Source organism: Actinomadura fulvescens (assembly GCF_039533225.1).
Lineage (GTDB): Bacteria > Actinomycetota > Actinomycetes > Streptosporangiales > Streptosporangiaceae > Spirillospora > Spirillospora fulvescens.
Map to the genome: position 1 here is coordinate 31,664 of NZ_BAAATD010000023.1, position 25,688 is coordinate 57,351.

Below are 25,688 nucleotides of genomic sequence, written 5' to 3' on the forward strand. Positions count from 1 at the left end.
TGCGCTCACTGACATATCTGGCGGAACGCCTCCCCGGGCACGTAGCGTTCCCACTCCTCGCGGGTGAAGGAACGGCCCGCGTTGACGCACGCGGCGGCGGCCGGATCGGCGGGCAGCGCCACATTCCAGAGTCGCACGTCGTCAGCGCTGGCCGTGGCGATGGTCCGCCCGTCCGGGCCATAGGAGATGTCGGTCACCCCGCCACGGCCGTGACCGGTCAGCGGGTTGCCGATCTGGCGATGGGTCAGCAGGTCCCACAACCGCATGGAGCCGTCCATGGCCCCCGTCGCCAGCACCGTGCCGTCCGGGCTGAACTCCAGCGCGGTGATCGAGGTGGTGTGACCGGTGAGGGTGGCTCCGGCCGGGCGGCCGCGGGCCACGTCCCACAGCCGCACGGTCTCGTCGTCGGCGGTGATGGCCAGGGTCCGGCTGTCGGGGCTGAACGCCAGGGCGTCGATGAGGCCGTTGGTGGAGACGCCGAGCGGGCCGCCGACCGGACTGCGCGTGGCGATGTCGAAGACGCGCACCTTCCGGTCGAAGCCGGCGGTGGCCAGCCTGGCGCCGTCGGGGCTGACCGCCATCGCCGACACGACCTCGGTGTGCCCGGGCAGCCGGATCCGCGGCCCGGTCTCACGGCGCGCCCCCACGTCGAAGAACCGGATGGAGTCGCCCCGCTGGACGGCGAGCAGCCTGCCGTCCGGCCCGAACCGCGACACACCCGTGCGCCGCCAGAGGTAGGTGGTGGGACCGGTCTGCCGCCCGCTCGCCGTGTCCCACGTCCGCACCCCGTCCGAACCGAGGGTCGCGACGGTGCGCCCGTCTCGGCTGAAGCCGATCCCGTGGACGCCGGCCCGGCCGCGCGGGCGACGCCGGTCCGCCGGTTCTTCGGGACGGCCGATCGGACGCCGGGTCGCCACGTCCCAGAGCCGGATCCCGGTGCCGGAGCCCTCGGGGGCGCCCGCCGCGAGGGTCTTCCCGTCGGGGCTCAGCGCCACGGCGGTCGAGCCGCGCAGGACGCCGCCGATCTGCTGGTAGGTCACCGGGTCTCCCAGCCGCACCACGCCGTCGGCGCCGGCGGCGGCGACGAGCCTGCCGTCGGGGCTGAACGCGACCCGCTGGACGGTGAAGTGGTTGTCGCCGAGCGACACCCCCACCTGCTCGTGGCTGGTCACGTCCCAGAAGCGGGTGAAACCGTCGCTGCCCCCGGTGGCGAGCCTCGTGCCGTCGGGGCTGTAGGCGACGGACTGGATGGGCGACCTGCCTTCCGGCGTCTCCAGGGCGGCGCCGAGCTGCCGGTGGGTGGCGAGGTCCCAGAGCCGGACGGAGCCGTCCGAGCTCGCGGTCGCGAGGGTGGTCCCGTCCGGGCTCAGGGAGACGTCGTTGACGTCCTCGGTGTGTCCCTCGAACGGCGCGCCGACCTGCCGGGAGCTCGCGGTGTCGAAGAGCCGTGCGGTGTCGTCGGCGCCCGCCGTGGCCAGCCGTGCGCCATCGGGGGTGAAGGCCACCGCGTTGACGGAGTTCGTGCCTCCCAGAGCGGGGGACGCGCGCCCCATGGGATGACCGGTCCAGCGGCGCGCGGTGACGTTCCACAGCCGGACCGTGCCCTTCGAACTCGCGATGGCGAGCGTCCTGCCGTCCGGGGCGAACGTGAGCGCCGACACGACCTGCGCGGTGTCCAGAGGTGCGCTCACCTCGCGGTGCGTGGCGACGTCCCAGAACCGGACCGTCCCGAGGCAGGAGGTGGCGAGCATCCGTCCCTGGAGCCCGAAGACCGCCTTGATCCCGGAGATCGAGCACTCGCCCCGGGGATGGGCGATCGGGGCGCCGACCTGGCGGCGCGACGCGGTGTCCCACAGCCGCGCGGTGCCGTCCGTGCTCCCCGTGGCGGCACGCCTGCCGTCGGGGCTGAACACCACGGTCCGCACGTCCGAGGCGTGCCCGCTGAGCCTCCCCCTGCCCGGGCGCGCCACGGCGGCCAGCAGCCGGTGCCGGGCCTCGACGGTGGGCGCGATCCGCCACGCCGCCACCGCCAGCAGCGAGGCGGCGACCGGGTCGCCCGCCACCTCGCTCTGGGCGGCCAGCTGGCGCGAGATCGCCAGGTCGCGCTGGCGGTCGGCGTTGCCGGCCGCGACGAGGGCGGCGACGGCCGCGATGAGCGTGAGGACGGTCGACACCGCGAGGACGGCCATGACGACGCGGCGGCGGCGCTCGGCGCGCCGGGCCTCCCCGGCGGAGGCCGCGAAGAAGGCGTCCGCGGTCGGGCCGGGCGGCGGGAAGCTCGCGGTGTCCCCGTCCCAGCGCGGCCGGCTGTCGTCGACCGACAACAGCCGCACTCCGCGGTAGAGGAAGGCGGGATCACGGCCGTGCTCGGCCCACTGCCCGGCGTCGTCGATGAGCCGTTCGTACACCGCCTGCGCGGTCAGGTCTGGCTCGATCCACTGCCGCAGCGCGGGCCAGGCTGTCAGGAGCGCGTCGTGCGCGATCTCGGCGGTCTCCTCGTGCAGGGTGATCAGCCGCCGGTCCGCGAACGCCGACAGCAGCGCGCCGACCCGGTCGCGCCGTTCCGCCGGGGGCACGGGCGAGGCGAAGGCGGCGGCGTGCAGCTCGGCGAGCGTGGCGGGCCGGCGCGCCGCCCGGCCTCCCGGAGCGATCACCGTCATGCGCCGGAGGAGCCGGAACGCGACCTTGCGGTCGGCCGCCGGGAGCTCCTGGACGACCTCGTCGGCCGTGCGGCGCACCGAGTCGCGGACCTGCCCGGCCTCCTCGTAGCTGCGGATGGTCAGCCGGCCGTTCTCCCGCTTGTGCCAGGTGTTGCGCAACGCCTGCGACAGCAGCGGCAGGGCGCCCGGGTCATACCGGTCGTCAGGCGAGCGGTCCGCGCGCAGGTCGCCCAGGATCGTCTCCACCAGGCCGGGCTCGATCTCCAGGCCCACCGCCGCCGCGGGGCCGGTGACGGCGAGGCGCAGGTCCGCCTCGGTCATCGGCTCGACGATGACCTGGCCGTCCTGGATCGCCTCGGCGAACTGGGGGTACGCCGCGGCCCGTTCCCAGTAGTCCGCGCGCAGGCCGATGACCACCGCCGCCCGCGCGGGGCCTTCGGAGAGGGCCCGCAGGATGCCGACGAACGACTGGCGCTCCTGCTCGCGGGCCACCAGCGTGAACAGCTCCTCGAACTGGTCGACGACCAGCACGAGACGATCCTCCGGCGCGAACGGTCCCGGCAGGGCCCGGTCCGGGTCGTCCCGGAGGTGTTTCTCGACCTCGTCGACGGCCGCGCCGTACGTCCTCGCCCACGCCTCGGCCAGGGCCCGCGCCGGATCGGAGGTCGGTGTGATGAGCAGGCGCGGCCAGTCCCGCGAGCCGCTGACCGGCAGCATTCCCTTGGCCAGTGCCGGCATCAGCCCCGCGCGCAGGAGCGACGACTTTCCCACACCCGAGGCGCCCGAGACCAGCAGGATGGAACCACGTTCACCGAGGCGCGGCGCCAGGCGGTCGAGGAGGTTGCGGGTCGCCCGCGCGCGACCGAAGAACAGTTCGGTCCTGTCGGCCTCGAACGGCGCCAGCCCTTGGTACGGGCACGGTTCGACGCCATCGCCCGGCGGCGGTGCTGCGGCGGCGTCCATGTCCCCCATGGCCCTTGTTGTGACTAACCGCGGCCATGGTAAGCCACACACTTTCACGCCCGTGCGCAAGGTCCGCCGAACCTCGCCCCGTTCGAGATCGTCCGATCCCGTGCACATCCGTCCGAACGATTGCCGCCGCAGGCAGGACCCCCTTTGAGTGGAGGTCCTGGCTCTGGGCGGAAGCCGGATCTCGTCGTTCGAGGGGGCAGAGGATGGCGGCGTGTGTCAACCGGAGATTCTCGGTACTGGGGGCTTTGCGGCTGGACGTCGGCGGCACCGCGCGGGCCGTCACGGCCGGCAAGGAGCGGACGATAGCGGCGGCGCTCCTGTTCCACGCCAACGAGACCGTTCCCGTGGACAAGCTCATCGAGTACGTCTGGGAGGAACCTCCCCGGGCCGCTCGGGCGTCGCTCTACGCCATGGTGAAACGGCTGCGGCTGTCACTCGGTGACTCCGACGTCATCCGCACGACGAGTTCGGGCTACCTGATCGAGGCCGCGCCCGGCGAACTGGATCTGCACGAGTTCCACGACCTGCTCAAGGAGGCCGGCCGGGCGCGTGAACGCGGCGAGCCGTCCACCGAGCGGACGTGCCTCGGCAAGGCACTGGCCCTGTGGCGCGGCCCCGCTCTCGCCGACGTGCCTTCGCCGGCGCTGCACCAGTCGCTGGTGCCGGGTCTGGAGGAACTGCGGCTGGAGACGATCCGCCGCCAGATCGACCTCGACCTGGATTCCGGGCATCACGCGCTCCTTGTGGGCCAGCTCCGCGACCTGACCCGCGACCACCCGCTCCAGGAGGGTTTCTGGGGCCGGCTGATGCTGGCGCTGTACCGGGACAACCGGCAGGCCGAGGCGCTGGCCGCGTTCACCGACGTGCGGCGCCTGCTGAACGAGGAGCTCGGGATCGATCCCGGCGCGGAGCTGCGCGATCTGCAGACGAAGATCCTGCGGGCCGACCCCGCGCTCGAACCGCCGGGCGCGCCGGAGACCGCCGGGCCGGCCGCGACCGTCCGGAGCTGGGACCGGCTGTGCCAGCTGCCGCCCGCGGCGGCCGACTTCGTCGCCCGTGACCTCGACCGGAAGGTGCTGGTCGACGACCTCGCCGGCAGCGGCGGGCCACGGGTGCTGGTGCTGTGGGGACCCGAGGGCGTGGGCAAGACGGAGCTGGCCGTCCGCGTCGCGCACGATCTGCGCTCCTCCTATCCCGACGGGCAGTGGTACGTGGCGCTGAACGGCGACGGCGCCTCGCCCAAGCCGGTCGCCGACGTGCTGGGCGACCTGCTGATCGCGATCGGGGTTCCCGCGTACGCGCTCCCCCGGTCCGCCGAGGCGCGCGCCGCGGTGCTGCGTGCCCGGATCGCCGACCGGCGTGTCCTGCTGGTTCTGGACGACGCCCGGGACGTCGCGCAGGTCAGGGCACTGCTGCCCGGGACGCCGAGCGCGGCCGTGCTGGTCACCAGCCGGTCGGCGCTGGGCGAGCTGCCGGGCGCGCGCCGGTATCCGGTGTCCGCGCTCACCTCGGACGAGTCGCTGACGATGCTGTGCGCGGTCCTCGGTGCGGACCGGGTGTGCGGGGAGATCCCTGCCGCCTGGGAGCTGGCGGAGCTCTGCGCGGGTGTGCCGCGGGCCCTGCGCGCGGCGAGCGCCCGGCTGCTCGCCGATCCCGGGCTCACGCTCGGCGACCTGGTCCGCGAGCCGCGGAGGGCCGCCGCCCGCCAGGCCGTCCTGCTGGGTGGTTGACCGGGCGGTGCAGCCGCAGGAGTTCCTCGACCACGGCCCCGTAGAGGTCGGGGTCCTCCTGCAGCCGGTCGGTCCGCCCGCCGCCTCGTGACCGGCGATCATCAGGGCGCGCTCCCTACACATCGGCGACGTGGGCCGCGAACTGCAGAAGGCTGTCCTTGGCGCCGGCAGCGAACTCCACGCGCTCGATCGCGCGTCCGGCCTCGGCCGTCAGCTCCGCGCAGGCGCGTGCCACGTGCTCGTGGACGCCGAGGTCGCGCAGCAGGCCGAGGGCGGTGGGAATCTCGCCCTCGCGCAGCCGGCCGTCCGCCACCCGGTCGAGCAGCTCGTTTCCGGCGAGGTCGGCGGCCGGCAGGCGGGCGCGGGCGAGTTCGAGCAGGGGGATGTGCCGGCCCTGCCGCGGGTCGTCACCGGCGGGTTCGCCGGTGACGGCCGGGTCGGCGAGCGCGCCGATGAGGTCGTCCCTGAGCCGGTAGGCCACGCCGACCAGGCGGCCGTACGAGTCCAGCGCGTCACGCAGGTCGCCCAGCCGCCCCGCCAGGGCAGCGCCGAGACGCAGTGGCCCCTGCACGGTGTAGCGCGCCGTCTTGTAGCGGACGACGACCTCCGGGTCGGGCGTGCCGTCGGCGGGCCGCGCGGCCGCGAGGAGGTCGAGATACTGGCCCACGCACACGTCCTTGGCCATCTCGGTGAACTCCCGCCGCACCTCCGTCCCCGCCTCGGCCAGCAGGCCCATCGCGGACAGGAAGGCGAAGTCGCCGACCGCGATGGCGACGCCCTCACCGAAGCGGCGCGGCTCGCCCGCGTACCCGCGGCGGCGGTGCATGGCGGCGAACGCGACGTGGGTGGCCGGCATGCCGCGACGGGCCGCCGAGCCGTCCATGACGTCGTCGTGCACCAGGCAGGCGGTGTGGAGGAGTTCCAGCGCGACGCCCAGGTCGACGACGCGGCGATCACCGGGGTCGCCGCCGGCGCCCACGAAGCCGAGGAACGCCAGGGCGGGCCGCAGCCGCTTGCCACCGCCGAACGCGGCGGCCCGCGTGGCCTGGACGACGTCCCGCGCGTGGGCACCGAGCGCGGCGTAGCGCTCCTGGTCGCCCCGCAGCACGGCGGCGAGGCGGCGGTCGACCAGGCCGCTGACGAGCCGCACCGTCTCCGTGAGACCGGCGGGGACGGCCGCCGGGGACCGTTCCGTGTCCGTCATCACGCGGACCGCCTCTCCTCAGATCGCCGTCGTGGGAACGGCGCGCCGAACCACCGGTGCAAGGCGTCCGCCAAGCCGGTCTCCTCACCGTTCACCCACGCCACATGGCCGTCCGGCCGTGGATGGAGGCCCTCGCCGTTGCGGACGTCCAGGCCGGTGGGTCCCGCTCCCACGACCAGCACGTCGGTGTCGAGTGGTTCTCCTGTGCCCGGCATGAGCGATCAGGCCCGTTCTTCGGCGTAGGACTTGGCGTGCCTGAGCGTGACTCGGCTGTTGGCGCCGAGGGCCTCGCGTACGAACCGCCGCGCGTCGGCCAGGCCGGCGTCGTCACCGAGCGAGGAGCCGAGGTTCGCCTCGTCGATCCGCACGGTGTGGCGCGACGTGACGGACACCCCGCCGGGCCGCTCGTCGATGAGCCAGCTCCCGGTGTGCAGCGACATCGGCGCGGGCGCCTGGATCTGCTTGTAGACGATGCGCGTGTCCGGCAGGCACACTCTCACCGACCTGGTCGTGTGCTCCGCGCCGTCCTTCGTGCGGGTGTCCATGTCGAGCACCTGCAGGCCGGGGCTCGGTTCGTCGAGGACGACCCGCGCGACGTGCGGAAGCCGTTCCTGCCACAGGTGCGCCTCGTTCAGGAACTCGTAGACGTCCCTCGCGCGGCCGTCGACGTCGACCGTCTCGTCGAAGGTCAGCAGGGGCCCGCCGTCGGGCCCCGGCCCGGCGTGCGCCGCCTCCGCGTACGCCGCGAGCGCGGACAGCTCGGCCCTGCTGTTGCCGTGCACCGCCCGGTCGATCCAGTCGAGCTCCGCAGGATCGCCGGTCGCCGCGTGGTAACCGTGGAACAGCCGGACGTGGCAGCGGTCGCCGGGGAGCGGTTCGACGACCCACATGCCGCTCATCCCGCCGACGGGCCTCTGGGACCTCTCCTGCCGGAAACGTACGCGCATCGCGGCGGAGTCGAGGTCGCGCCGCGACACCCAGGTCCTGGCCGTCCCGTTCGCCGTCGCCCAGATCCGGAGGCGCTCCTGGCGGTCTCCTCCTTCGAGGCGTTCGACGTGCACGGTGGGCTCGAAGACGCGCGGCCACTCCTCGACGTCGGCGATGAGCCGGTAGACCGCCTTGGCCGGGGCGGCGACGACGATGTCGGCGGGCCGCTCGCTCAGCACGCCCATGCCACCGCCGCCGGTGAGGCATCGGCCCGGCGTGGCTCGAAGGAGCCCGCGTGGCCGAGCGCCCATTCGCCGAAAGAACGCGGCGGCCGGCCCGTGATGTCACGGACGGTGGAACGCACCCCAGGGCTTTCCATGAAGCACACCCCGGCGCTCTCGGCGACCTCCTCGGGAGAGGTCCGGATCCTTTCCATGAGCTCCGGGTCCGCGGTCTCCTGGAACGCCAGCTCGCGCCCCAGTGCCGCCCCGAGCGCGCGGACCTTCTCATCCGCGGTCACCTCGGCCGGACCGGTGAGCGCGTACGTCCGGCCGTCGTGGTCTTCGAGCAGCGCCCGGGACGCGACGGCCGCGACGTCCTCCGGGGCTATGACCGGGGACGCGAGGCCCGCGCTCGGCTGCCGGACGACGTCGCCGTCCCTGATGTCCCGGGCCCAGGCCAGCGTGTTGGACGCGTACTCCCACGGCCTCAGCACGGTCCCGCGGAACCCGCCCTCCCGCATCGCGCGTTCGGTCTCCAGCGCGAACCGGCCGACGAAGGAGCGCGGGCGGGTCTCGGCCAGCAGGGAGGTCACCAGAACGACGTAAGGCACGCCGGACCGGCCCGCCACGTCGAGAACGCGGGACGGATCACCGGCCTCCAGAAACAGGAAGAGCTTGCCGATTCCGCGCAGCGCCCGTTCGAGGAATTCGGGATCGGTCAGATCGCCTTCGGCGATGTCGACCCCGTCAGGAAGAAGGTAGGCGGCCTTGTGCGCGTCCCTTGTCGTCACCCGCGGCGGACGCCCCATCCGGCACAGTTCGCGCACCAGTGGTACGCCCATGTTTCCGGTCGCCCCGGTCACCAGAATCGTCACGAAAAGAACGCTACCGACGGGCTCTGGCGCCGACCTTGCGTGAGCCTTGCGCCATTCGGGCCCGCAGAACGGATCTTGATTGACGCGGGCCCGGGATCAGGCGGGATCGGCCGGATGCGGGGCCACCGGCAGGGCGGCGGCCAGGTGCCGTTCGCACCGTTCGGCCAGCTCCCGGTAGGCCCGGCGCCCCATCATGGCGATCAACTCCGGGCGGTAGGAGAGGTACACGGGCTCGCCGGCGCCGTGCGCCGACCGGGCCTCCGTGCACCACCAGTGCAGGTCGTGCCCGCCGCTGCCCCACCCGCGCCGGTCGTACTCGGTGATCGTCACCACCAGCACCCGGGTGGCGTCCGGCCGCTCCACCCATTCGTAGGTACGGCGGATCGGCAACTGCCAGCAGACGTCCGGCTTGAGCTCCAGCGGCTCGCGGCCCTCGCGCAGCGCCAGCGCGTGCAGCGCGCAGCCTTCACCGCCCGGGAAACCGGGGCGGTTGAGGAAGACGCAGGCACCGTCGACGATCCTGGTCTGGCGGCCGCCGTTCCGGGTGTTCTTGACGATGCCGTCGGGGCCCCGGTGGTGCTGCCAGGTCTCGGGGGTCAGCCGCGCGGCCTGCGCCACGACCCGGTCCTCGTCGTCCTGGTCGGCGAAGTGCGCTCCGAGCGAGCAGCATCCGTCACCGGCCCGGCCGGGCACGATGCCCTGGCAACCACGGCCGAACAGGCAGTTCCAGCGCGAGGTCAGCCAGGTCAGGTCACAGCGGAAGACCTGCTCGCCGTCGGCCGGATCGGGAAACTCCACCCACGCGCGGGCGAAGTCCAGGCCCACCTCGTCACCGCGTGCGCCCGGCCGGGGTATCCCGGCAGGCCCGCGCGCCTTTCCCGTGCTCTCCGAAGCCGCCATGCCACCCGATCCCCGCTTCCCCTGACGCGACGTTCGTCCTGATCACTCCTTCCCTGGTCGGCGGCCGCTCTACCGGAGCCGCGGCCACTTCTCGGGCGGTGCCCGCGGCGCCGGGCGAGAAATGGCCCACCCGCATTCAACGGTGTCGCGATGACCAGGGACCGCGCTGTTAAATTAATAGAATTACTTAAAAAGTACGAACGACGTCGATCAACGTGTTCCGCGCCCGCCCCGGCCCATTTACGAGCCCCGTTTGCCCGTCTACCGTTCGGTTTCCCCCGTCCGCGCGTCCACCGGCCGATTTTCCGAATGGTGGCGCGCCCCCCGCCGGAATTGCGAGGAGCACACTCTCATGCGCATGAAGACCCTACTGGCAAGCGCGCTTGCCGCCCCGATCGCGGTGGTGGCGTTCGCCGGGACGTCGCTCGCGCAGGACGACCCCACCCCGCCGCCGACCCCGATGATCGTGGGCGGTGTCCCCGCTACCGAGACGTACTCCTGGATGGCCTCCCTGCAGAGCTCCGCCGGCAGCCACAACTGCGGCGGCACGCTCGTCGGACCGCGTCACGTGGTCACCGCGAGCCACTGCGGCACGCCCTACCAGGTACGGATCGGCACCACCAACCGCACATCCGGCGGAGAGGTCCGCAGGGTCTCCGGCCGCCAGGCGCTCGGCGCCGACGTCTCCCTGCTGACGCTGAGCACCGCGTCGACCATGACTCCCGCTCCCATCGCGACGAGCGCGCCGGTCGGCTCGTCCACCCGCATCATCGGCTGGGGCCAGACCTGCCCGACCCGCGGCGGCTGCGGCGCGCCGGTCGGCCTGCGCCAGCTCGACACCAGCATCCTCGCCGACTCCCGGTGCAGCGGCATCAGCGCGGCCAGCGAGCTGTGCATCAACGGCGGCGGCGGCCGCGGCGCCTGCTACGGCGACTCGGGCGGCCCGGCCGTGATCGGCGGTCCCGGCAGCTGGCAGCTCGTCGGCGCAACCAGCCGCGGCACGGCCGGCACCTGTGCCGTCTCCCCCGCCATCTACGGTGACGTGACCTACTTCCGCGCCACCATCCTCCGGATCATCGGCGGCGGCCGGTAGATCTGCGGAGCTGGGCGTCCCGGCTTGGTCAGAGCCGGGGCGCCCTGCCGCGTGCGTACCGACACGCGTGGACGGGCCTCGTGGGAGGCCCGTCCAGACGTTCGGTGTCAGCGCGAGGGGCGCGGCGGGAATCCGGGGGTGAACGTCGTGAACGCGGGCTTCACGACCTTCGCCTGACCGGTCAGGAAGTCGGTGGGGACCTGGTACGGCGCGGGATACACGCTCGCCAGCCTGTTGAGGCGCTTGGGGCTGAGGTTGGGCCAGGTGCCCGTGTCGAGCCGTTCGATCAGGTTGCGCATCGTGACGACCTCCTCGGCGGCCGTGAACGCGCAGTGGCTGCCTCGGTCGACATAGGTCTGGCGCAGCTTGGCCGGGTTGCCGTTACGCCTGACCTGACCCGCGTACCAGCGCTGGCCGTACGCGGGGGCGCCGCCGTCGCCGGTGTTGTGGATGGTGAGGACCGGAACGGGCGTCGTGCCCCGCGCGACCCCGTAGCGGAACAGATACGGGACTGCCTTCCGGTCCGCAGAGATGCGCGGCGCATCGGCCAGCCGTTCCAAATCATCCTTCACGTTGAGGCCCGCGTGCCGGTACGCCTTGGCGACCAGGGTCTTCTGCCCAGACCGTGCCAGCTGGCGGCCGTAGTCGACCCCGACGTTCCAGGACGGGTTGCCGCCCGCCCTGCGTTCGATGTCCGCGCGCCCGATGGGACCGTTGCCCAAGGTGTAGGCGCCCTGCACCCACGTCGCCTGCTGGCGGATCTTCTCCGCGAGCTCGGTCGGCTTCGGGTCGTAGGTCGAGTACCAGCCCGGGATGTTGCCGAACGAGCCCACCAGTGCCAGCCGGGCCCGGCCCTTGGGCGTCTTCATGGCCTCGTCGATGGCGTCCGACAGGGCCTGCGCGCTCGCCTTCGGGTCCTTGGGGCGGACGAGGTCGATGTCCTTGCCCGGCGCGAGCAGGGTCTTGACGGCGAAGTTGAGGTCCAGCGCCACGTTCATGTAGCCGCTGAAGTCGAAGGCCGCGCAGATGTCGACGACCCCCGCGAACCGGCCCGGGTTTCGTTCGGCCAGCAGGGTCGCGACGATGCCTCCCATCGACTGCCCGGTCGCGACGGTCCGCCGTGGCTTCGCCACGTTCTTGCCGAACCAGTCCAGCAACGCGATCTGGTCCGTCAAAGCGGGCTCGACGGCATAGCCGTACTTGCCCTTGTAATCCGACGCCGCCAGCGCGTACCCCTGGTCGAGCAGCCATTCCGCGGTCTGCGGATGGTTGCTCAGCGCGACGTCCCCGCCCGGGATCGGAAAGTCCTCCGGGTAGTAGCCGTGGCTGAAGAGGACGAGGGTGCGGTTCCAGCGTTTCGGAACCACGACCTTGTATCTCGCTCCGTCGATCTCACCCCTGTACGTCCGCCGCTCGTTGGCCTTGGTGTCGGCGTTGGCGCCGGTGTCGGCGTTCGCGTTCACGACGCCCACACCCTGCCCGCCGACCACGAGCCCGACCGCCAGCGCCCCGGCCCAATGTCTCCACTTGCCCATCTGTCCCGTCCTCCTCGGTAGGTGTCGATCCACACCGATATGGACCGGGACCGCATGCGAAACTCATCGGTCCCCGACAGGACGGGACTCCTCGAACGGCGTGATTTGCGGGCTCGCCAACGAGGCAACGGAAGCTGATCGCTGAGGCGGTGTGTCGGGGCGGGGGTCACCGATTCTGTCGTCACCCAGTGTTATCTTCTGACCTCGATGTGCAGTCGGGCGCTCGGTTCGGGCGCCGCCAGTGAAAGGAGTGACCCGTGCGTGTTCCGTCCCGCCGGATGCTGGTGAGAGCCGGCTCGGTCAGTGTCCTCAGCACGGCGTTCACCGGCTCCCTGCTCGGTCCGGCGCAGGCGCAGGCGGCGAATCCGATCGGCGCCTGTGACGCTCTGCGGTTGTCTCCTCAGCTGCTGGGCACGGCCATGGATCCCGACCCGAAACCGTTGCGCGCCGGCGAGATCGAGGTGCAGAGCAAGAGCATCCTGCGCTCGATACGCATCCTGCGGCCCGGGCAGCACGAAGGCCTGGGCTTCGTGGCCGACCGCCTCACCGTCGTGGTCGACAAGACCGACCACGTCACCAGGGTGTTCTGCGGCTGATTCAGCCGTCGCCGCGGCCGGGGTTCTCCAGCTGGAAGAAGTTGCTCTGCGCCCCGTCCGACTTGTGCTCCTGGTAGATGAAGTTCAGCTTGCGCTCGTCGAACGTCCGGAACCAGTCGTCCCAGGAGATCTTCTCGAGGTCCTCCCCGCCATAGCCGGGGAAGTCGAAGAGCAGCCGCCCGGGCCGGCCGTCGTATTCGCTGCCGGGCACCGTGGCGGGCTCGGCTCCCCGCTCCTCGGCCCATTGGCGGATCACGTCGTGGTCCGTGGTGACCAGACTGCGGCCGGGCCGTTCCTCACCCTGATCCGGCGACGTCACGTGCTGCTCGTACTTGTGCTCCCCCTGGATGGGGTGGCCGGAATCAGACATGCTCTCTCCCCTGATGGATGACGCTGCGCATGGCCATACCCTCCGGCCAGGGCAAACTCCCCCAAGGGTGCCGAGTCTCCTGGCAAACGAATCTTGAACGTGGTCAGCGGAGGCGGCGGGCGAGCCAGCCCGCCATCGCCCGGACACCGACGCCGATGGCCCGTTCGTCCGGGACGAAGCCGCCCAGATGCGGGTAGCAGGTCGTGATGTCGGCGCCGGGCGAGCGGACGCCGAGGTAGGTGAACGTGCCGGGCATCCGGTCGAGGAAGAGCGCGTAGTCCTCGCCGCTGAAGGGGATCGCCGCGTGCAGCTCCGTGGCGGCCTCCGGGCCGAAGACGCTGCGCAGGTGCCGTCCGAGGGCATGGCCTTCCTTCTCCGGGCACACCATCGCGGGGAACGGCTCGGAGGGGAAATCCACCTGGGCGCCGTACGGTTCGGCGACGCGGCGGATCTCGTTCCGGATCTCCACGTATCTCTCTTCGGGCCAGCAGCGGTAGGACACCTGTACCTGCACCCGTCCTGCGGCGTCAGGCTCGCCCAGCCTTGTCCGCAGGCTGACGAACCGGGCCAGCGGCCCGTTCGGCGTCTGCATGTCACGGACGAGTCGTTCGAAGTCCGCCGCCGTCCGGGGGTGCGCCACCGTGCTGAGCCCGTCGAGCGCGGCCGCCAGCCGTTTCGCGGCGTCGAGACCGGAGACGGTGACGACGGGACGGTCCTGGCCCGGGAGCCCGGTCCCTGGCGTGACGGCGAACCGGCCGACCGGGAACGGGCCACAGTGCAGGGCGTGGATCTCTTCGGGCCTCGTCCGTTCCAGCACCCCGGCCGCGATCATCGCGCGGGCGCCCGTCAGCGTTTCCTCGGCGGGCTGGAAGAAGAGGACGAGCCTGCCGCTGAGCCGGTGCCGCAGCCGTGCCAGCACCTGCCCGACACCGACGCCCACCGTGGTGTGCAGATCATGTCCGCAGAGGTGCGCGGGCGTGCCGCCGCCTCCGATCTGGTCGGCGGGCGTGAGCGCGTCCATGTCCGCGCGATACGCGACCGTCCGGCCGGGGTGGGCGCCTTGGAGGACGGCGACGACACCGTGCCCGCCCACGCCGGTCGTCACGCTGAGCCCGGCCGACCGAAGACGGTGCGCCACCGTGGCGGCGGTGCGGCATTCCTCCCCGGAGACCTCCGGGTGGCGGTGGATGCGGCGACGCAGCGCGATCAGGTCACGGTCGAGCCGCGCCGCGACGGCGTCGACCGCTTTCTGGTCGAGCCGGGCGGCACCGGCACCGGCATCGGCGACGGCGGGTAGGGCGGACCCGAGTACGGCTCCGGCCCCCGCCGCCGCGGAGCCTCCGAGCAGGGTCCGGCGTGTGAGAGCGTGCTTCTCCGGATGTGACACCTTTCCTCCTAGCGATAGAGGACGATTGGGGAAACGTCCCGAAAGCTACGTGGAGGCGAATAGCGCAGTCTGCACACCAAAGAACCACTTGCCGCCTAGCTCGGAGGTGTGACCCCCGTTCGGGAACGGACGAGCTGCGTCGCCCACCACCCGACGGCGCTCAGCAAGACCAGCCCTACGGGCGCGATCCACACCACCGGGGAACCGGGCTCCCGCAGCGCCCCGCCGAGCCCGGTATAGACGAGCGTTCCCGGCACGATCCCCAGCACGGTGCCCGCCATGTACGGCACGAACCGCACACCGGCCACCCCGGCCGCGTAGTTGACCACGCCGAACGGGAACAGCGACACCATGCGCAGCACCAGGACCGATTCGAAGCCGCGGCGCGACAGATACCCGTCGAGCCGGGCGAGCCGGCCCGACCCGGTGTACCGGGCCACCGCGGGCCGTCCGAGGAGCCTGGCCACGCCGAACGAGATCGCCGCACCCGCCGTCGCCCCGGCCAGCACCGCCGCCGATCCCACGGCGACACCGAAGAGCGCTCCGGCCGACGCGTTCAGCACCGAACCCGGTATCAGCGCGAGCACCGCCAGCGCGTAACACAGCGCGAAGACCAGCGGACCCCAGAAGCCCAGCGATTCCACCCAGTCGCTGACGCTCTCCCAGAACGTGCCGCCGCCCGCCGCCACCAGGGCACCGAGCCCCAGCAGCGCCGCGGCGAAGACCAGCAGCCTCACGACGATTCCGCGACGGGACGCCGGGGCCTCCTCCGGCTTCGCTTCGTGCGGACGTTCACCGTCTCCGGGAGTGGAGGGAACGGGACCGCGGGGACTCATACGTGCTCCTGCTGGGGTTCGGTCGGGCGCCGCCGAGGCGGCGGGCGGGATTCCGATCATCGCGCACGGGACCCCGGAACGGCACGGCGCACTCCCCCGAAGCCACCATTTCGCCGCGCCGCCGCCAGAGGTGGTCCGCCGGCGGCGCGCGTGGCAGAATCACGCGACCACGGCGCCCTGTGGGGTGGGTGATGCGGCTCATCAGGTTCAGCACCGAGCGGGTGCCACCGCGGGATCGCTTCGAATGCTGGCAGAACCGCGGCGACAGCGCCATGATGCCCACCCGGCTCTCGTGCGACGATCCGGGCGACTTCCTCGGACGGGCGCGGGCCGTCATCCTGACGGACGTGCGCGTGGCCGTGATGACGCATCCGTCGGTGCGGATCAGCAGGCCCGCCAAGCTGGTCCGCCGCTCCGATCCCGAGGTCTACCAGGTCAACCTGGTCCTCAGCGGCGAAGCCGGACTGGCGCAGGCCGGACGTGACACCGTCTGCGGTGCGGGGCGGTTCACGATCTTCGACAGCTCCCGCCCGTTCGAGGCCTGGCGCACCTGCGCCGGGGACGTCACCTCGGGCCTGACCGTTCAGCTCCCCCGCCGGATGCTCCCGCTGCCCGCCGACACCGCCGACCAGCTCACCGCGATCTCCTTCCCGGCCGAACGCGGCGTGAGCGCGGTGTTCGCCCACTGGCTCACCGACCTGGTCCACCGCGCCGAGGAGCTCAGCGAGCAGGACGCGCCCGTTCTCGCCGACATCACCGCCGATCTGCTCGGCGCGGCGCTCACCCAGCACCTTGACCGGCCCGCGCCCCAGACCGCCGAATCGAGACGGCGCGTGCTCCGCCTGCAGATCGAGCACTTCGTCCGGCAGCGCCTGGGAGATCCCGGCCTGAGCCCCGCCTCCATCGCCGACGCCCACCACATCTCGGTGCGTCACCTGCACGAACTGTTCGCCCAGCAGGAGATGACGGTCGCGGCGTGGATCCGGCACCTGCGCCTGGAACAGTGCCGCGGTGACCTCGCCGATCCCCGGTTCCGGTCACGGCCCATCACGGCGATCGCCGCGCGCTGGAGCTTCACCGACGCGGCGCACTTCAACCGCGCCTTCCGCGCCGCCTACGGCATGCCGCCCGGCCACTACCGCCGCCACGTCCTCGACGAGCGCTGACGCACGGAACGTCGCGGTTTCGCGGGCGAGAACGGCCTCGGCCTCCGGGCCGATCGGGGCCGGGACGTCACGGCCTCGCCTGGAGGCCGCGTACGCCCGACGCCGGAGGGTCAGCAGTGGCCCGGTGAGGTGCAGGCCGGGCAGATCGTTCAGAACGGGATCGAACGCCTCGGTCAGCGACTCGTTCTCAGGGATCGGCGTATGGATCTCCAGCGTTCCGCAGGGCTGCCAGGGGCCCGTGAACGTCGCGGTCGCCACCGTGAACACCAGGGGTTCGGCGGTCACCGCCTCGTCCAGCGAGTCGAGTCGCGCGGGCAGCCGCCGGCGCCGGGCGGGGATGAGGCCCAGCAGCCGCGTCCGGCCACCCAGGGCGTACGGAAGGAGCGTGGTGTAGGCGCCCGACATGAACGAGCCGCGTGGCCGGAGAACGTGGCGGAATCCCGGAAGCGCCCCCGTGGTCGCGAACAGCAGATCGACGGTGCCCTGACCGGTGGGAACGCGGACCGCGATGCCCAGGACGTCCGGCAGGACGACGGGCACGCCCGCCGCTCTGGAGATGCGGACGACGACCTCCCTGGCGTCCCGATCACTGAGCGGCCCGGCGCCTGGTACCGCCTGGCTCACCCGCAGCGTCGCCTCGTATGAGCGGCCCCTGGGGTGCAGGGCGCGGGCTCCACGGAGCCGCGCCACCCGCTCGGCTGCTGCGGTGACGATCGCGGTGAGCATCGGCGTTCCTCTCGTTGGTGACCGCGTGCCTCCCGGTGGCGGCTGCGGCTGCGCGCCGCGGTCGAACCGGGTCCTCTGGCCATGACCTACCCGGAAGGCTCCGTTCATGCCACAACGTGGCTGGATATCCCTCTCCGTCACGGGTAGAGCGGTGATCAACCCGATCCGGGACGGCCTCGGCCGATCAGCCATGGGGGGCAGCGGGAGCAGGTGGGGCACATCGATCTGGTCTTCGTCGTCGCGGGCGCCTGCGCCCTGCTCGCCGCGGCCCTGCCGGGCCTGATCCACCGGCTTCCGGTCTCGCTGCCGGTGCTGTTCCTGGTCGGCGGGATGCTCCTGTACCTGCTGCCGCTGGACCTGCCCGAGCCCGATCCGGTCGCGCACCGCGGGTCCGTGCAGCACCTCACCGAGCTGTGCCTGATCGTTTCGCTGATGGGCGCAGGGCTGGCGCTGAACCGCCCGTTCGGCCGCCGCTGGTCCACCACCTGGCGGCTGCTGGTGATCGTGCTGCCGGTGACGACGCTGCTCGTCGCGGTCAGCGCGCACGCGCTGCTCGGGTGGCCCGCGGCCGCGGCGCTGCTGCTGGGCGCGGCCCTGGCGCCCACCGACCCCGTCCTCGCCTCGGACGTCCAGGTCGGCGAGCCCACCGACGCCGAGCACGATGACGACGAGGTGCGGTTCAGCCTGACCTCCGAGGCGGGTCTCAACGACGGGCTGGCCTTCCCGCTGGTCTACGCGGCCGTCGCCATGGCCCTCGCCGGTACGGGAGGACCGGGCGAATGGCTCGGCCACTGGCTCGCGGTCGAGCTGCTCTACGCCTGCGCCGCGGGCGTCGCCGTCGGGCTCGGCGCCGGATGGCTGCTGGGCCGGCTGTTCTTCCGCGCGGAACGATCCTCACTGCGGCTGGCCGAGCGCAACGAGGGTTTCGTGGCGCTGGCCGCCACCCTGCTGACCTACGGGATCGCCGAAGCGGTGGGGGGCTACGGGTTCATCGCCGTGTTCACCGCGGCCTGCGCGATCCGGGCCGTGGAACGTTCCCACGGCTATCACGGAGTCCTGCACGGCTTCATCGAGCAGATCGAGCGCCTGATCACCGTCTGGCTGCTGATCCTGCTCGGCGGCTATGTCGCCACCGGCGGGCTGCGCGACCTCACCTGGCGGGGAGCCGCGGTCGGCCTGCTCCTTCTGCTGGTGATCCGGCCGCTGGCCGGGTGGCTGTCGCTGAGCCGCGGCCGGGCCGGGCCGCGGGAACGGCGGCTGATCGCCTTCTTCGGCGTACGCGGCATCGGCTCGCTCTTCTACGTCGCGTACGCCCTCGGCCAGGCGGACTTCGGGGTCGCGCCGCGATCGCTGTGGGCCGTGGTGGCCTTCACCGTCCTCGCCTCGGTCTTCCTGCACGGCCTGACCTCCACCCCGGCCCTGGCCTGGCTCGACCGGCTGCGACGCCACCGCGGGCCGGCCGCCGTCCGGACGACCCGTTGACCCGCTCGATGCGGAAACCCGGCCGTTTGCCTCGTCCGGCCGGGTAGGAACGGGTGCACCGGCGCCGGACGGGTCCCAGACCTTCGACAGCGCCGAGGAGCGTGACCAGTCCGAGCAGGGCAGCAACTTCCTTCTCGACAGCCTGACCTCCTTCGTCGGCGGCTGACAGGGCCGTTCCGCGGGTGTTGGGGTCCCCGCCCCTCAACACCCACCCGCAGTCCCGTCTGGTGCCGAATCCTTATGGGCGCATTGCTCCCGCTTCTAGGTCTTGGGGAACGACGTTAGGAAAGACCAACGCTGTCAGGGGGCACACGTGATCAGAACGCTGCAGAAAATGGGCCTTTCGTCCAACGCCATGTACGGCATGGGCCTCGCGTCCGTCGGCGCGTCGATGATGTCGTGGTTCATCTCCAGGCATGCCGAGTCCGCGGGGATCGACCGCGCGGACAGGTGGGGCATCTTCGTCGGGCAGTGGGCGCCGACCTTCTTCGCCATGGGGATCGCCATGCGGCTGGAGGAGCAGGAAGAGCACCACGACGCCCAGCACCTGAGGGCCGCCAGGGAGCACACCAGAACGGCGATGCCGGTCGGCTGAGCCTAGGCGCCGGATCGTTCCGCGCCGGGCCGGGCCGGCCACGATGTGACGGGCCGGACCAGGTCGGGTGTGATGTCGGCGAGGGTACGCAGGCCGCACAGGGACATGGCGTCGGTCAGCTCGTCGAGCAGGATCGTCAGCAGATCCGTCACGCCCTCGGCGCCTCCGACGGCGAGACCGTGCAGGACGGGGCGGCCGACCAGCACCGCGTCGGCGCCGAGCGCGAGGGCCGCGAGGACGTCGCGGCCACGGCGCACTCCGCCGTCCAGCAGGAGCGGGACACGCCCGGCGACGGCGTCCGCGATCTCGGGCAGGACGTCGAGGGTACCGGGCACGCCGTCGAGCTGCCGGCCGCCGTGGTTGGACACCACGATGCCGTCCACGCCGGCGCCGATGGCGAGCGCCGCGTCGGCGCCGGTGAGGATTCCCTTGACCAGGACGGGCAGGGCGCTGACCGAGCGCAGCCAGTCGACCACCGACCAGTCGAGGCCGGGATCGAACTCGGCCCTCGCGTGCGCGGCCGGCACCCGGAACCCGTCACCGGCCAGGTTGGCGGGGCCGACGTCCGCGGGAAGCCGGAAGTCGTTGCGCAGGTCCCGCAGCCGGCGGCCGAGGTGCGGCGCGTCCACGGTCAGGACGAGGGCCTCGAATCCCGCGTTCTCCGCGCGTTCGATCAGAGACCGGGTGATCGAGCGGTCGCGGAGGCAGTACACCTGCAGCCAGAGGGGCACGTCGCCGCGCTGCGCGGCGACCTCCTCGATCCGGCGCCCCGCGAACGTGCTGACGACCAGCGGCACCGAGCCGAGCGCAGCCGTCCCCCGCGCCGTGGCGATCTCGCCCAGCGGATGGGCCAGGGTGTGGAAGGCGACCGGAGCGATCCCGACGGGCAGGTCCCAGGCACGGCCCAGGATCTTGACGGCGGTCTCGGGGCGGTCCGCGCCGCGCAGCACCGAGGGCCGCAACCACCACCGGTCGAACGCCTGGGCGTTGGCCGCCAGGGTGCGCTCCTCTCCGGCGCCGCCCTCGAAGAAGTCCCAGATCGCGGGATCGAGCCGCGCCTCGGCCGAACGCGCGAAATCACCGAGTGTCAGCCGCATCGGTCTCCTCGGGCTCGGTGTCCGGGCCCGGGACGGACCAGCCGCGGGCACGCAGTTCGGCGATCAGGCGCGGCCCGGCCTCGGGCGCCACGGCCAGCCGCAGCACGCCGATCGGGCGGCCCCGCAGGTGCTCGATACTGACGTCCTCGATGTTGATGCCGGCCACGCCGGCCGCCTGGAACACCATCGCCAGCTCGCCGGGCCGGTCCGCGACCAGAACGGTGACGGTGGTGAGGCGCGCGGCGGGTCCGCCGTGTTTGGCCGGTATCCGGCCGTGCCCGGTGACGCCTCGGGCCAGCAGGTCGGCCACGGGACCCGGGGAGCCGCCCGGTGCCCGCAGCGCGGTGGCGGTCCCGGCCAGGTCGTGCGCCACCGCCTCGATCACGTCGGCGACCGGGCCGGCGTTGGCCGTCAGGATCTCCTGCCAGAGCGACGGGTCCCCGGCGGCGATCCGGGTGACGTCGCGCACGCCCTGACCCGCGATGTTCGCCGTGCTCGGCGGCGCCTCGGCGAGGCGGGCGGCCATCGCGCTCGCCACCACGTGCGGCGCGTGCGACACCAGGGCCATCGCGTCGTCGTGGTCGGCCGCGTCCATGGTGACGGGTGTGGCGCCGCAGGCCGCGACCATCGCCCTGACGCTCGCGACCGCCGTGTCGTCGGCCTCGGCGCCGGGGCAGAGCACCCAGGGGCGTCCGACGAAGAGATCGGGGCGGGCGGCCAGCGGGCCTGAACGTTCGCCGCCGCCCATCGGGTGACCGGCGACGAAGGACCGAAGGTCACAGCCCAGCCGTGCCGCCTGCGCCAGGGGCGGCCCCTTGACGCCCGCCACATCGGTGTAGGCCGCCGCCAGACCGCGGCTCTGCGCGTCCAGCAGCGTCACGGCGACGGCCGGAGGCGGGACGGCCAGCACGACCAGGTCGGCGAGCTCGTCGGTCCACGGTGTCCCGGCGCCGAGCTCGGCGGCGAGCCGGACCGTCGCGGGGTCACGGTCGATCAGCAGCACCTCGGTGCCGGCCTTCCGCACGGCCAGCGCGATCGACGTCCCGATGAGCCCGGTTCCGATGACGGTGACGCGCTTGGGCGCGGCCCGCTCCTCCCGCGGGCCGGTCACGGGAGCGTGACCGGATGCGCGATGTCGGCCATGGCGGTCTCAGTCCAGGCTCGCCGGGTCGCTCGCCCGCTGACGCTCGACGGCCTCGTACAGGGCCTGGATGTTGTTGCTGCCGAACGTGCGGGCGCCGCGACGTTCGATCAGCTCGTGGAAGAGGGTGCCCCGCGGATGCCGTGACTCGGTGAAGATCTGGAGCATCACGCCCGAGTGGTCGCGGTCGGCGAGGATGTTGAGCTCGCGCAGCTCCCCCACCTCGACGCCGACGTGCCCGAGCCGCGGCGTCAGCGCGTCGTAGTAGCCCGGCGGCGTGGTGAGGAAGCGCACGCCCCGTTCGGCGCTCGCGCGCACGGCGGCCGTGATGTCGTCGGTGAGGAACGCGACGTGCTGTACCCCGGCGCCGCCGTGGGCCTCCAGGAACGTGTCGATCTGCCCGGGGTCGCGGGTGGTGTCCGGCTCGATGACGGTGAGGGTGAGCCGCCCGGACGCGCTCTGGACGACCTTGGAGTCCATGGCCTGCGAGCCGACGATGATCTGTTCCTCGAAGGTCTGGGTGAGACCGAAGACCTCCTGGTAGTAGCGCACGGTCTCGTCCAGCGTGCCGGCGGGCACGATCACCGCGAAGTGGTCGACCGTCCTCAGCAGCCCCCCGCCGGTGCGGCCGCAGCCGCTCTCCACGATCAGCGGGGCGAACGGGCCCTCGGGCCTCTCGCGGGAGACGAACCGGTGCTCCACGTCGCCAAACCCGGCCACGGAGGCGAAGACGACCCTGTCGCCCGGTGGGCCGAACCTCTCGGGCGGGGCGACCGGCGCGGCCCCCCGTTCGACCGCCTGGACGAAGGCGGCCCGCGCGTCGTCGACCAGCAGGCCGATGACGCCCACCCCGTCGCCGTGCGACCGGACGTACTCGGCGGCGCGGTGGCCGGCGCTGGTGGCGGCGGTCAGCAGCAAGGTGATCTCGCCCTGGCGTAACAGGACCGACTCGCACCCCCGTAACCCCGTATCCGCTCCGCCACGACCGGCGAGCGCGAAGCCGAAGCCGTCGCGCAGCCGCTCCGCCGACTCCTCCGCGTCCTCGACGAACAGCTCGATATGATCGATCGCCCGGATTTCCACGCGCCACCTCCAGGGACGTCCACTCTGGTGGCGGTAGTCAACGGCAATGCCCGTGCGGCCGTCCAACTGAGCACGTGCGTCGCTTGAACACCTCGTACCTGAACACCTGGTATTCGTGCCGTCCGACGACCGCCGTTGACGCCGCCGGGGCCCGCCATGACAATCGCAGGATCGTTGAACGGGCATCGAAGCGCACGGGGGCGTTCGTGGCTATGGGTTCACCGCGATTATCGTGCGCGACGGCCGGGCGTCCGCTTCTCGTGCCGGTCACGATAACGGCCACGAAACCCCTGCTCCCGACGCATGTGAAGGGGTTCCTGTGGGTGGACGTCCTCTTCCGGGCGAGCCGCCTGATAGCCGATCCGGAGTATCACTGGGGACCGCGCACGCCCAATCTCACTGGGCAGACCCTCCAGTTCTGGGATTACCTCGACCGCCACCATCCCGCTGTCGACTATGACGGCGTTTCTCCCGACGACCTTGGGCGGCTGTATGTGCGGTTCCATTCGTCCGGTGACGCCCTTCCCCTTAACGAACTGCGTCATTACGTCGACCGGGTCGAACGGGACGGCTGGGTGCATCCGGCCACCCGCCACATGACCCTTCACTGGAAGCGGCATCTGGATCTGCTGGGCGTGCACGACCCCGGCCTGATGCGGGACCGGCCGCTCGCGGCGTCGACCGACGAGGTCGTCGAACGGCTCGCCGCCGAAGGGCTGTGCCTCGACCACCGCCGCCACGGCGGCCCCGTCCATCTGGACGGCACCCGATGGGGCATGCCGTTGCGCAAGGTCATCGGCGCCGACGGGCACGCCAACTACCTCCTGGTCATCCTGCGCGACCTGGTGCCGCGCCTGTCACCGGGACGCCGGGTCCTCCTGGTGTACGACGACGACCTCTCGCACGACTACGCCCTCCTCGCCCGGATGGTCGACGCCCTGGGAGGCCGGGTGGAACGGTATCCCCTGGGGCGTGTGCCGCTCGGCGGTGCCGTCCGGTCGAGCCGCCACGGCGGGTGGGACGACGTCACCATCGACCGGCTTCACCGGCTGTGCCGCAAGGAGTTCGGACCCGCCGCTTACCGCCTGGGGATGCGTCTCTACTTCATCGCGATGTTGAAACGGACGTCGGGCGAGACGTTCCGTCCCGAACTGCTCCGCCGGGCGCTGGCGCGGGCCGAGCGGATGCTGCGGGACGCGGGCGACGACGATCCGCCCGGCGCGCTCCCCGCGGGCTCGTCGTCCGCGCGGATCGCCACCTCCGTCAGGCCCTCGGGATGGGTCGATCCCTACCGGCTCACCGACGGCCTGTTCGCCCGGCGCGCCCGTCCGGTGCCCCGGTCCCTGCTCGACACGGTCTATCTGTGACCGATCGCCCCCAGGAGGAACGATGTCCGCGACCGAACGCGCCGACGCCTACCGTCACCGGGTCCGCGCGGAGAGCCGCGCGTTCCTCGGCGCCCTCGACGATCCGCGCGCGGCCCAGGCCTCGGTCCTCGGCGAGCTCCTCGCGGCGGGCGCCGCCGCCGCGTTCGGCCGCGAGCACGGTCTGGGCCCGGCGCAGGGAGTGGACGACTACCGCAAGGCCGTGCCGATCCGCGGCCATGAGGAGTTCGGGCCGTGGCTCGAACGGGTGCACGCGGGCGAGAAACGCGTCCTGACCGGCGAGGACCCCATCGCGTTCTTCGCCAGCAGCGGCACCACCGGCACCGAGAAGGCGATCCCGGTGACCGGCGGTTTCCTGCGCCGCTGCTTCCTGCCGTTCTACTTCGCGGGCTTCAGCCGGCTGGTCGAGCACCATCCGGGCCTGCCCGACCACGACGACGCCGTGCTCAACCTCTGGCAGGACCCGCACTCGGCGACGGGCCGCACGAGCGGCGGCCGGCCGCACCTGGGCCCGAGCCAGCTCGACTACGGCAAGGTCGGCGAGGACCTCGCCGTCGGCCTCGGCAACCGGGCGCCCTGGAGCCGGCTGCCGGAGCGGTTCGCCGACGCCGGGCCGTGGGAACGCACCTACCTGCGGCTGCGGCTCGCCGCCGAGCACGACGTACGCGGCGTCATCGCGGTGAACCCGGCCATCGCGGCGGCGCTCCCCTACCAGCTCGGCGTGTGGTGGCCGCGCCTCGTTCAGGAGATCAGGGACGGAACGCTGGGCGGCGCGCCGTTCCGGGCACCGGACCGGGAGCGCGCGGCCACGCTGGAGCGCCTCGCCGTGCGGCGCGGGAGCCTCCGCCCGGCGGACGTGTGGCCGCGCCTGGAGCTGCTCCTGACCTGGAACACCTACGTCGCGCGGCTCTACCTGCCGAGGACGCGTGAGGAGTACGGCGAGCACGTCAGGGTCCGTCCGGCGCCGATCGGTTCGTCGGAAGGGCCGCTCGCCATCCCGGTGGACGACCGTCCGGCGGGCGGGCCTCTGGCCGTGACGAGCTGCTTCTACGAGTTCATCCCGGCCGAGGAGGAGATCACACCCGACGGCCCGACCCTGCTGCCGCACGAGCTGGAGGAAGGGCGCGAGTACCACGTGATCCTCTCCCACCTCGGCGGCCTGTATCGGTGCGCGGTGCGCGACATCGTCAAAGTGATCGGCTTCACGGGGGCGACGCCCGTCGTGGAGTACTCCTGCCGGATGGGCCTGGTGTCGGTCGCGGGCGAACGGCTGCGCGAGTCGCACGTGCTGCGCGCGATGGCGGACGCCTCCGCCGTGGCCGGCGCCTCGATCCGCAACCTCGCCTACCGCGCGCGGCCCGCCGAGGACCGGCCCGCCGACGGCGGCGGCCAGGGGCATGAGGCGGCCGTCGCCTTCGACGAAGCGCCGTCGGTCAGGGATCTGCGGGCGTTCAGCGACGCCCTCGACATCGCACTGGCGCGAGAGTCGCCAGGCTACGCGGCGGCACGGCGTACGGAAGAGCTGGCCGCGCCTGTGGTGAGGCCGGTGCCGCCCGAGTCCTTCCTGCGGGAGTGGCGCCGGCGGGTCGAGGCGGGAGAGCGGCCGCCGCGAGTGAAGGACAGGGTGTTCCAGGACGATCCCGGCGTCTGGACGCGTCTGACCGAACGGGACGAACGACCGGACACGGATCCGAAACGAGTGTGAGG

General features: G+C 72.5%; 21 protein-coding genes. 8 read left to right on the forward strand and 13 right to left on the reverse strand.

The genetic code is table 11. From position 1 onward, the window contains the following. Nucleotides 1-5: 5 nt before the first annotated feature. Nucleotides 6-3,632: an nSTAND1 domain-containing NTPase gene (locus tag ABD333_RS45115; RefSeq protein WP_344549080.1), complete on the reverse strand. Its 3,627-nt coding sequence runs from the start codon at nucleotides 3,630-3,632 to the stop codon at nucleotides 6-8. 245 nt (nucleotides 3,633-3,877) lie between these two features. Here ABD333_RS45115 and ABD333_RS45120 point away from each other — a divergent pair, with 245 nt between their 5' ends. Further along, complete coding sequence (locus tag ABD333_RS45120; RefSeq protein WP_344549081.1) at nucleotides 3,878-5,362, forward strand: AfsR/SARP family transcriptional regulator; 1,485 nt, start codon at nucleotides 3,878-3,880, stop codon at nucleotides 5,360-5,362. A 115-nt stretch (nucleotides 5,363-5,477) separates the two neighbouring features. On the opposite strand, the gene ABD333_RS45125 is transcribed toward ABD333_RS45120, so the two are convergent. The 5 genes from ABD333_RS45125 to ABD333_RS45145 all read right to left on the reverse strand — a co-directional run bounded on the left by ABD333_RS45125 (nucleotide 5,478) and on the right by ABD333_RS45145 (nucleotide 9,489). Then, on the reverse strand, nucleotides 5,478-6,566 hold the full coding sequence (locus ABD333_RS45125) for a polyprenyl synthetase family protein (protein ID WP_344549082.1): 1,089 nt from the start codon (nucleotides 6,564-6,566) through the stop codon (nucleotides 5,478-5,480). Continuing rightward, the gene (locus ABD333_RS45130) at nucleotides 6,566-6,781 is read right to left on the reverse strand and encodes an aromatic-ring hydroxylase C-terminal domain-containing protein (RefSeq protein ID WP_344549083.1); all 216 of its coding nucleotides are present in this window, start codon (nucleotides 6,779-6,781) and stop codon (nucleotides 6,566-6,568) included. The genes ABD333_RS45125 and ABD333_RS45130 overlap by 1 nt, the downstream gene beginning before the upstream one ends. A gap of 6 nt (nucleotides 6,782-6,787) precedes the next feature. Beyond that, nucleotides 6,788-7,738 (reverse strand): aromatase/cyclase, encoded by a 951-nt coding sequence (locus ABD333_RS45135; RefSeq protein WP_344549084.1) that lies wholly within the window; start codon nucleotides 7,736-7,738, stop codon nucleotides 6,788-6,790. Beyond that, on the reverse strand, nucleotides 7,726-8,589 hold the full coding sequence (locus ABD333_RS45140; protein ID WP_344549085.1) for an NAD(P)H-binding protein: 864 nt from the start codon (nucleotides 8,587-8,589) through the stop codon (nucleotides 7,726-7,728). The genes ABD333_RS45135 and ABD333_RS45140 overlap by 13 nt, the downstream gene beginning before the upstream one ends. 96 nt (nucleotides 8,590-8,685) lie before the next feature. Further along, nucleotides 8,686-9,489 carry a DUF3109 family protein gene (locus ABD333_RS45145; protein WP_344549086.1) on the reverse strand — a complete coding sequence of 268 codons (804 nt, stop codon included), beginning with the start codon at nucleotides 9,487-9,489 and terminating at the stop codon, nucleotides 8,686-8,688. A 358-nt stretch (nucleotides 9,490-9,847) separates the two neighbouring features. Here ABD333_RS45145 and ABD333_RS45150 point away from each other — a divergent pair, with 358 nt between their 5' ends. Beyond that, entirely contained in the window at nucleotides 9,848-10,582 is a 735-nt protein-coding gene (locus tag ABD333_RS45150; protein WP_344549087.1) for a S1 family peptidase, read from the forward strand. Between the two features lie 107 nt (nucleotides 10,583-10,689). Here ABD333_RS45150 and ABD333_RS45155 read toward each other — a convergent pair whose 3' ends face one another. After that, a complete protein-coding gene (locus ABD333_RS45155; protein ID WP_344549088.1) occupies nucleotides 10,690-12,117 on the reverse strand; it encodes an alpha/beta hydrolase family protein in 1,428 nt (475 codons plus the stop codon). A 257-nt stretch (nucleotides 12,118-12,374) separates the two neighbouring features. Between ABD333_RS45155 and ABD333_RS45160 the strand changes: the two genes are divergently transcribed. After that, nucleotides 12,375-12,713, forward strand: a complete 339-nt coding sequence (locus ABD333_RS45160; protein WP_344549089.1) for an I78 family peptidase inhibitor — start codon at nucleotides 12,375-12,377, stop codon at nucleotides 12,711-12,713. Nucleotide 12,714: 1 nt separating this feature from the next. On the opposite strand, the gene ABD333_RS45165 is transcribed toward ABD333_RS45160, so the two are convergent. From ABD333_RS45165 to ABD333_RS45175, 3 genes are all read right to left on the reverse strand, one after another. After that, the gene (locus ABD333_RS45165) at nucleotides 12,715-13,083 is read right to left on the reverse strand and encodes a hypothetical protein (RefSeq protein ID WP_344549090.1); all 369 of its coding nucleotides are present in this window, start codon (nucleotides 13,081-13,083) and stop codon (nucleotides 12,715-12,717) included. A 103-nt stretch (nucleotides 13,084-13,186) separates the two neighbouring features. Further along, the gene (locus ABD333_RS45170) at nucleotides 13,187-14,470 is read right to left on the reverse strand and encodes a M20 metallopeptidase family protein (RefSeq protein ID WP_344549091.1); all 1,284 of its coding nucleotides are present in this window, start codon (nucleotides 14,468-14,470) and stop codon (nucleotides 13,187-13,189) included. Between the two features lie 95 nt (nucleotides 14,471-14,565). Further along, the gene (locus tag ABD333_RS45175; protein WP_344549092.1) at nucleotides 14,566-15,207 is read right to left on the reverse strand and encodes a TVP38/TMEM64 family protein; all 642 of its coding nucleotides are present in this window, start codon (nucleotides 15,205-15,207) and stop codon (nucleotides 14,566-14,568) included. A gap of 290 nt (nucleotides 15,208-15,497) precedes the next feature. Between ABD333_RS45175 and ABD333_RS45180 the strand changes: the two genes are divergently transcribed. From ABD333_RS45180 to ABD333_RS45190, 3 genes are all read left to right on the forward strand, one after another. Beyond that, complete coding sequence (locus ABD333_RS45180; RefSeq protein WP_344549093.1) at nucleotides 15,498-16,472, forward strand: AraC-like ligand-binding domain-containing protein; 975 nt, start codon at nucleotides 15,498-15,500, stop codon at nucleotides 16,470-16,472. A gap of 936 nt (nucleotides 16,473-17,408) precedes the next feature. Next, complete coding sequence (locus tag ABD333_RS45185; protein ID WP_344549094.1) at nucleotides 17,409-18,680, forward strand: cation:proton antiporter; 1,272 nt, start codon at nucleotides 17,409-17,411, stop codon at nucleotides 18,678-18,680. Between the two features lie 334 nt (nucleotides 18,681-19,014). Then, complete coding sequence (locus ABD333_RS45190; RefSeq protein WP_344549095.1) at nucleotides 19,015-19,275, forward strand: hypothetical protein; 261 nt, start codon at nucleotides 19,015-19,017, stop codon at nucleotides 19,273-19,275. Nucleotides 19,276-19,277: 2 nt separating this feature from the next. On the opposite strand, the gene ABD333_RS45195 is transcribed toward ABD333_RS45190, so the two are convergent. From ABD333_RS45195 to hppD, 3 genes are read right to left on the reverse strand one after another with little or no spacing between them, the layout of a single operon-like run. Then, entirely contained in the window at nucleotides 19,278-20,372 is a 1,095-nt protein-coding gene (locus tag ABD333_RS45195) for an alpha-hydroxy acid oxidase (protein WP_344549096.1), read from the reverse strand. Further along, a complete protein-coding gene (locus ABD333_RS45200; RefSeq protein WP_344549097.1) occupies nucleotides 20,353-21,483 on the reverse strand; it encodes a prephenate dehydrogenase in 1,131 nt (376 codons plus the stop codon). The genes ABD333_RS45195 and ABD333_RS45200 overlap by 20 nt, the downstream gene beginning before the upstream one ends. Before the next feature lie 39 nt (nucleotides 21,484-21,522). Continuing rightward, nucleotides 21,523-22,596, reverse strand: a complete 1,074-nt coding sequence (gene hppD, locus ABD333_RS45205; protein ID WP_344549098.1) for a 4-hydroxyphenylpyruvate dioxygenase — start codon at nucleotides 22,594-22,596, stop codon at nucleotides 21,523-21,525. A 323-nt stretch (nucleotides 22,597-22,919) separates the two neighbouring features. Here hppD and ABD333_RS45210 point away from each other — a divergent pair, with 323 nt between their 5' ends. Together ABD333_RS45210 and ABD333_RS45215 are read left to right on the forward strand one after the other, a co-directional pair. Next, entirely contained in the window at nucleotides 22,920-23,963 is a 1,044-nt protein-coding gene (locus ABD333_RS45210; RefSeq protein WP_344549099.1) for a hypothetical protein, read from the forward strand. A gap of 22 nt (nucleotides 23,964-23,985) precedes the next feature. Then, nucleotides 23,986-25,686, forward strand: a complete 1,701-nt coding sequence (locus tag ABD333_RS45215) for a GH3 family acyl-acid amido synthetase (protein WP_344549100.1) — start codon at nucleotides 23,986-23,988, stop codon at nucleotides 25,684-25,686. Nucleotides 25,687-25,688: the final 2 nt, after the last annotated feature.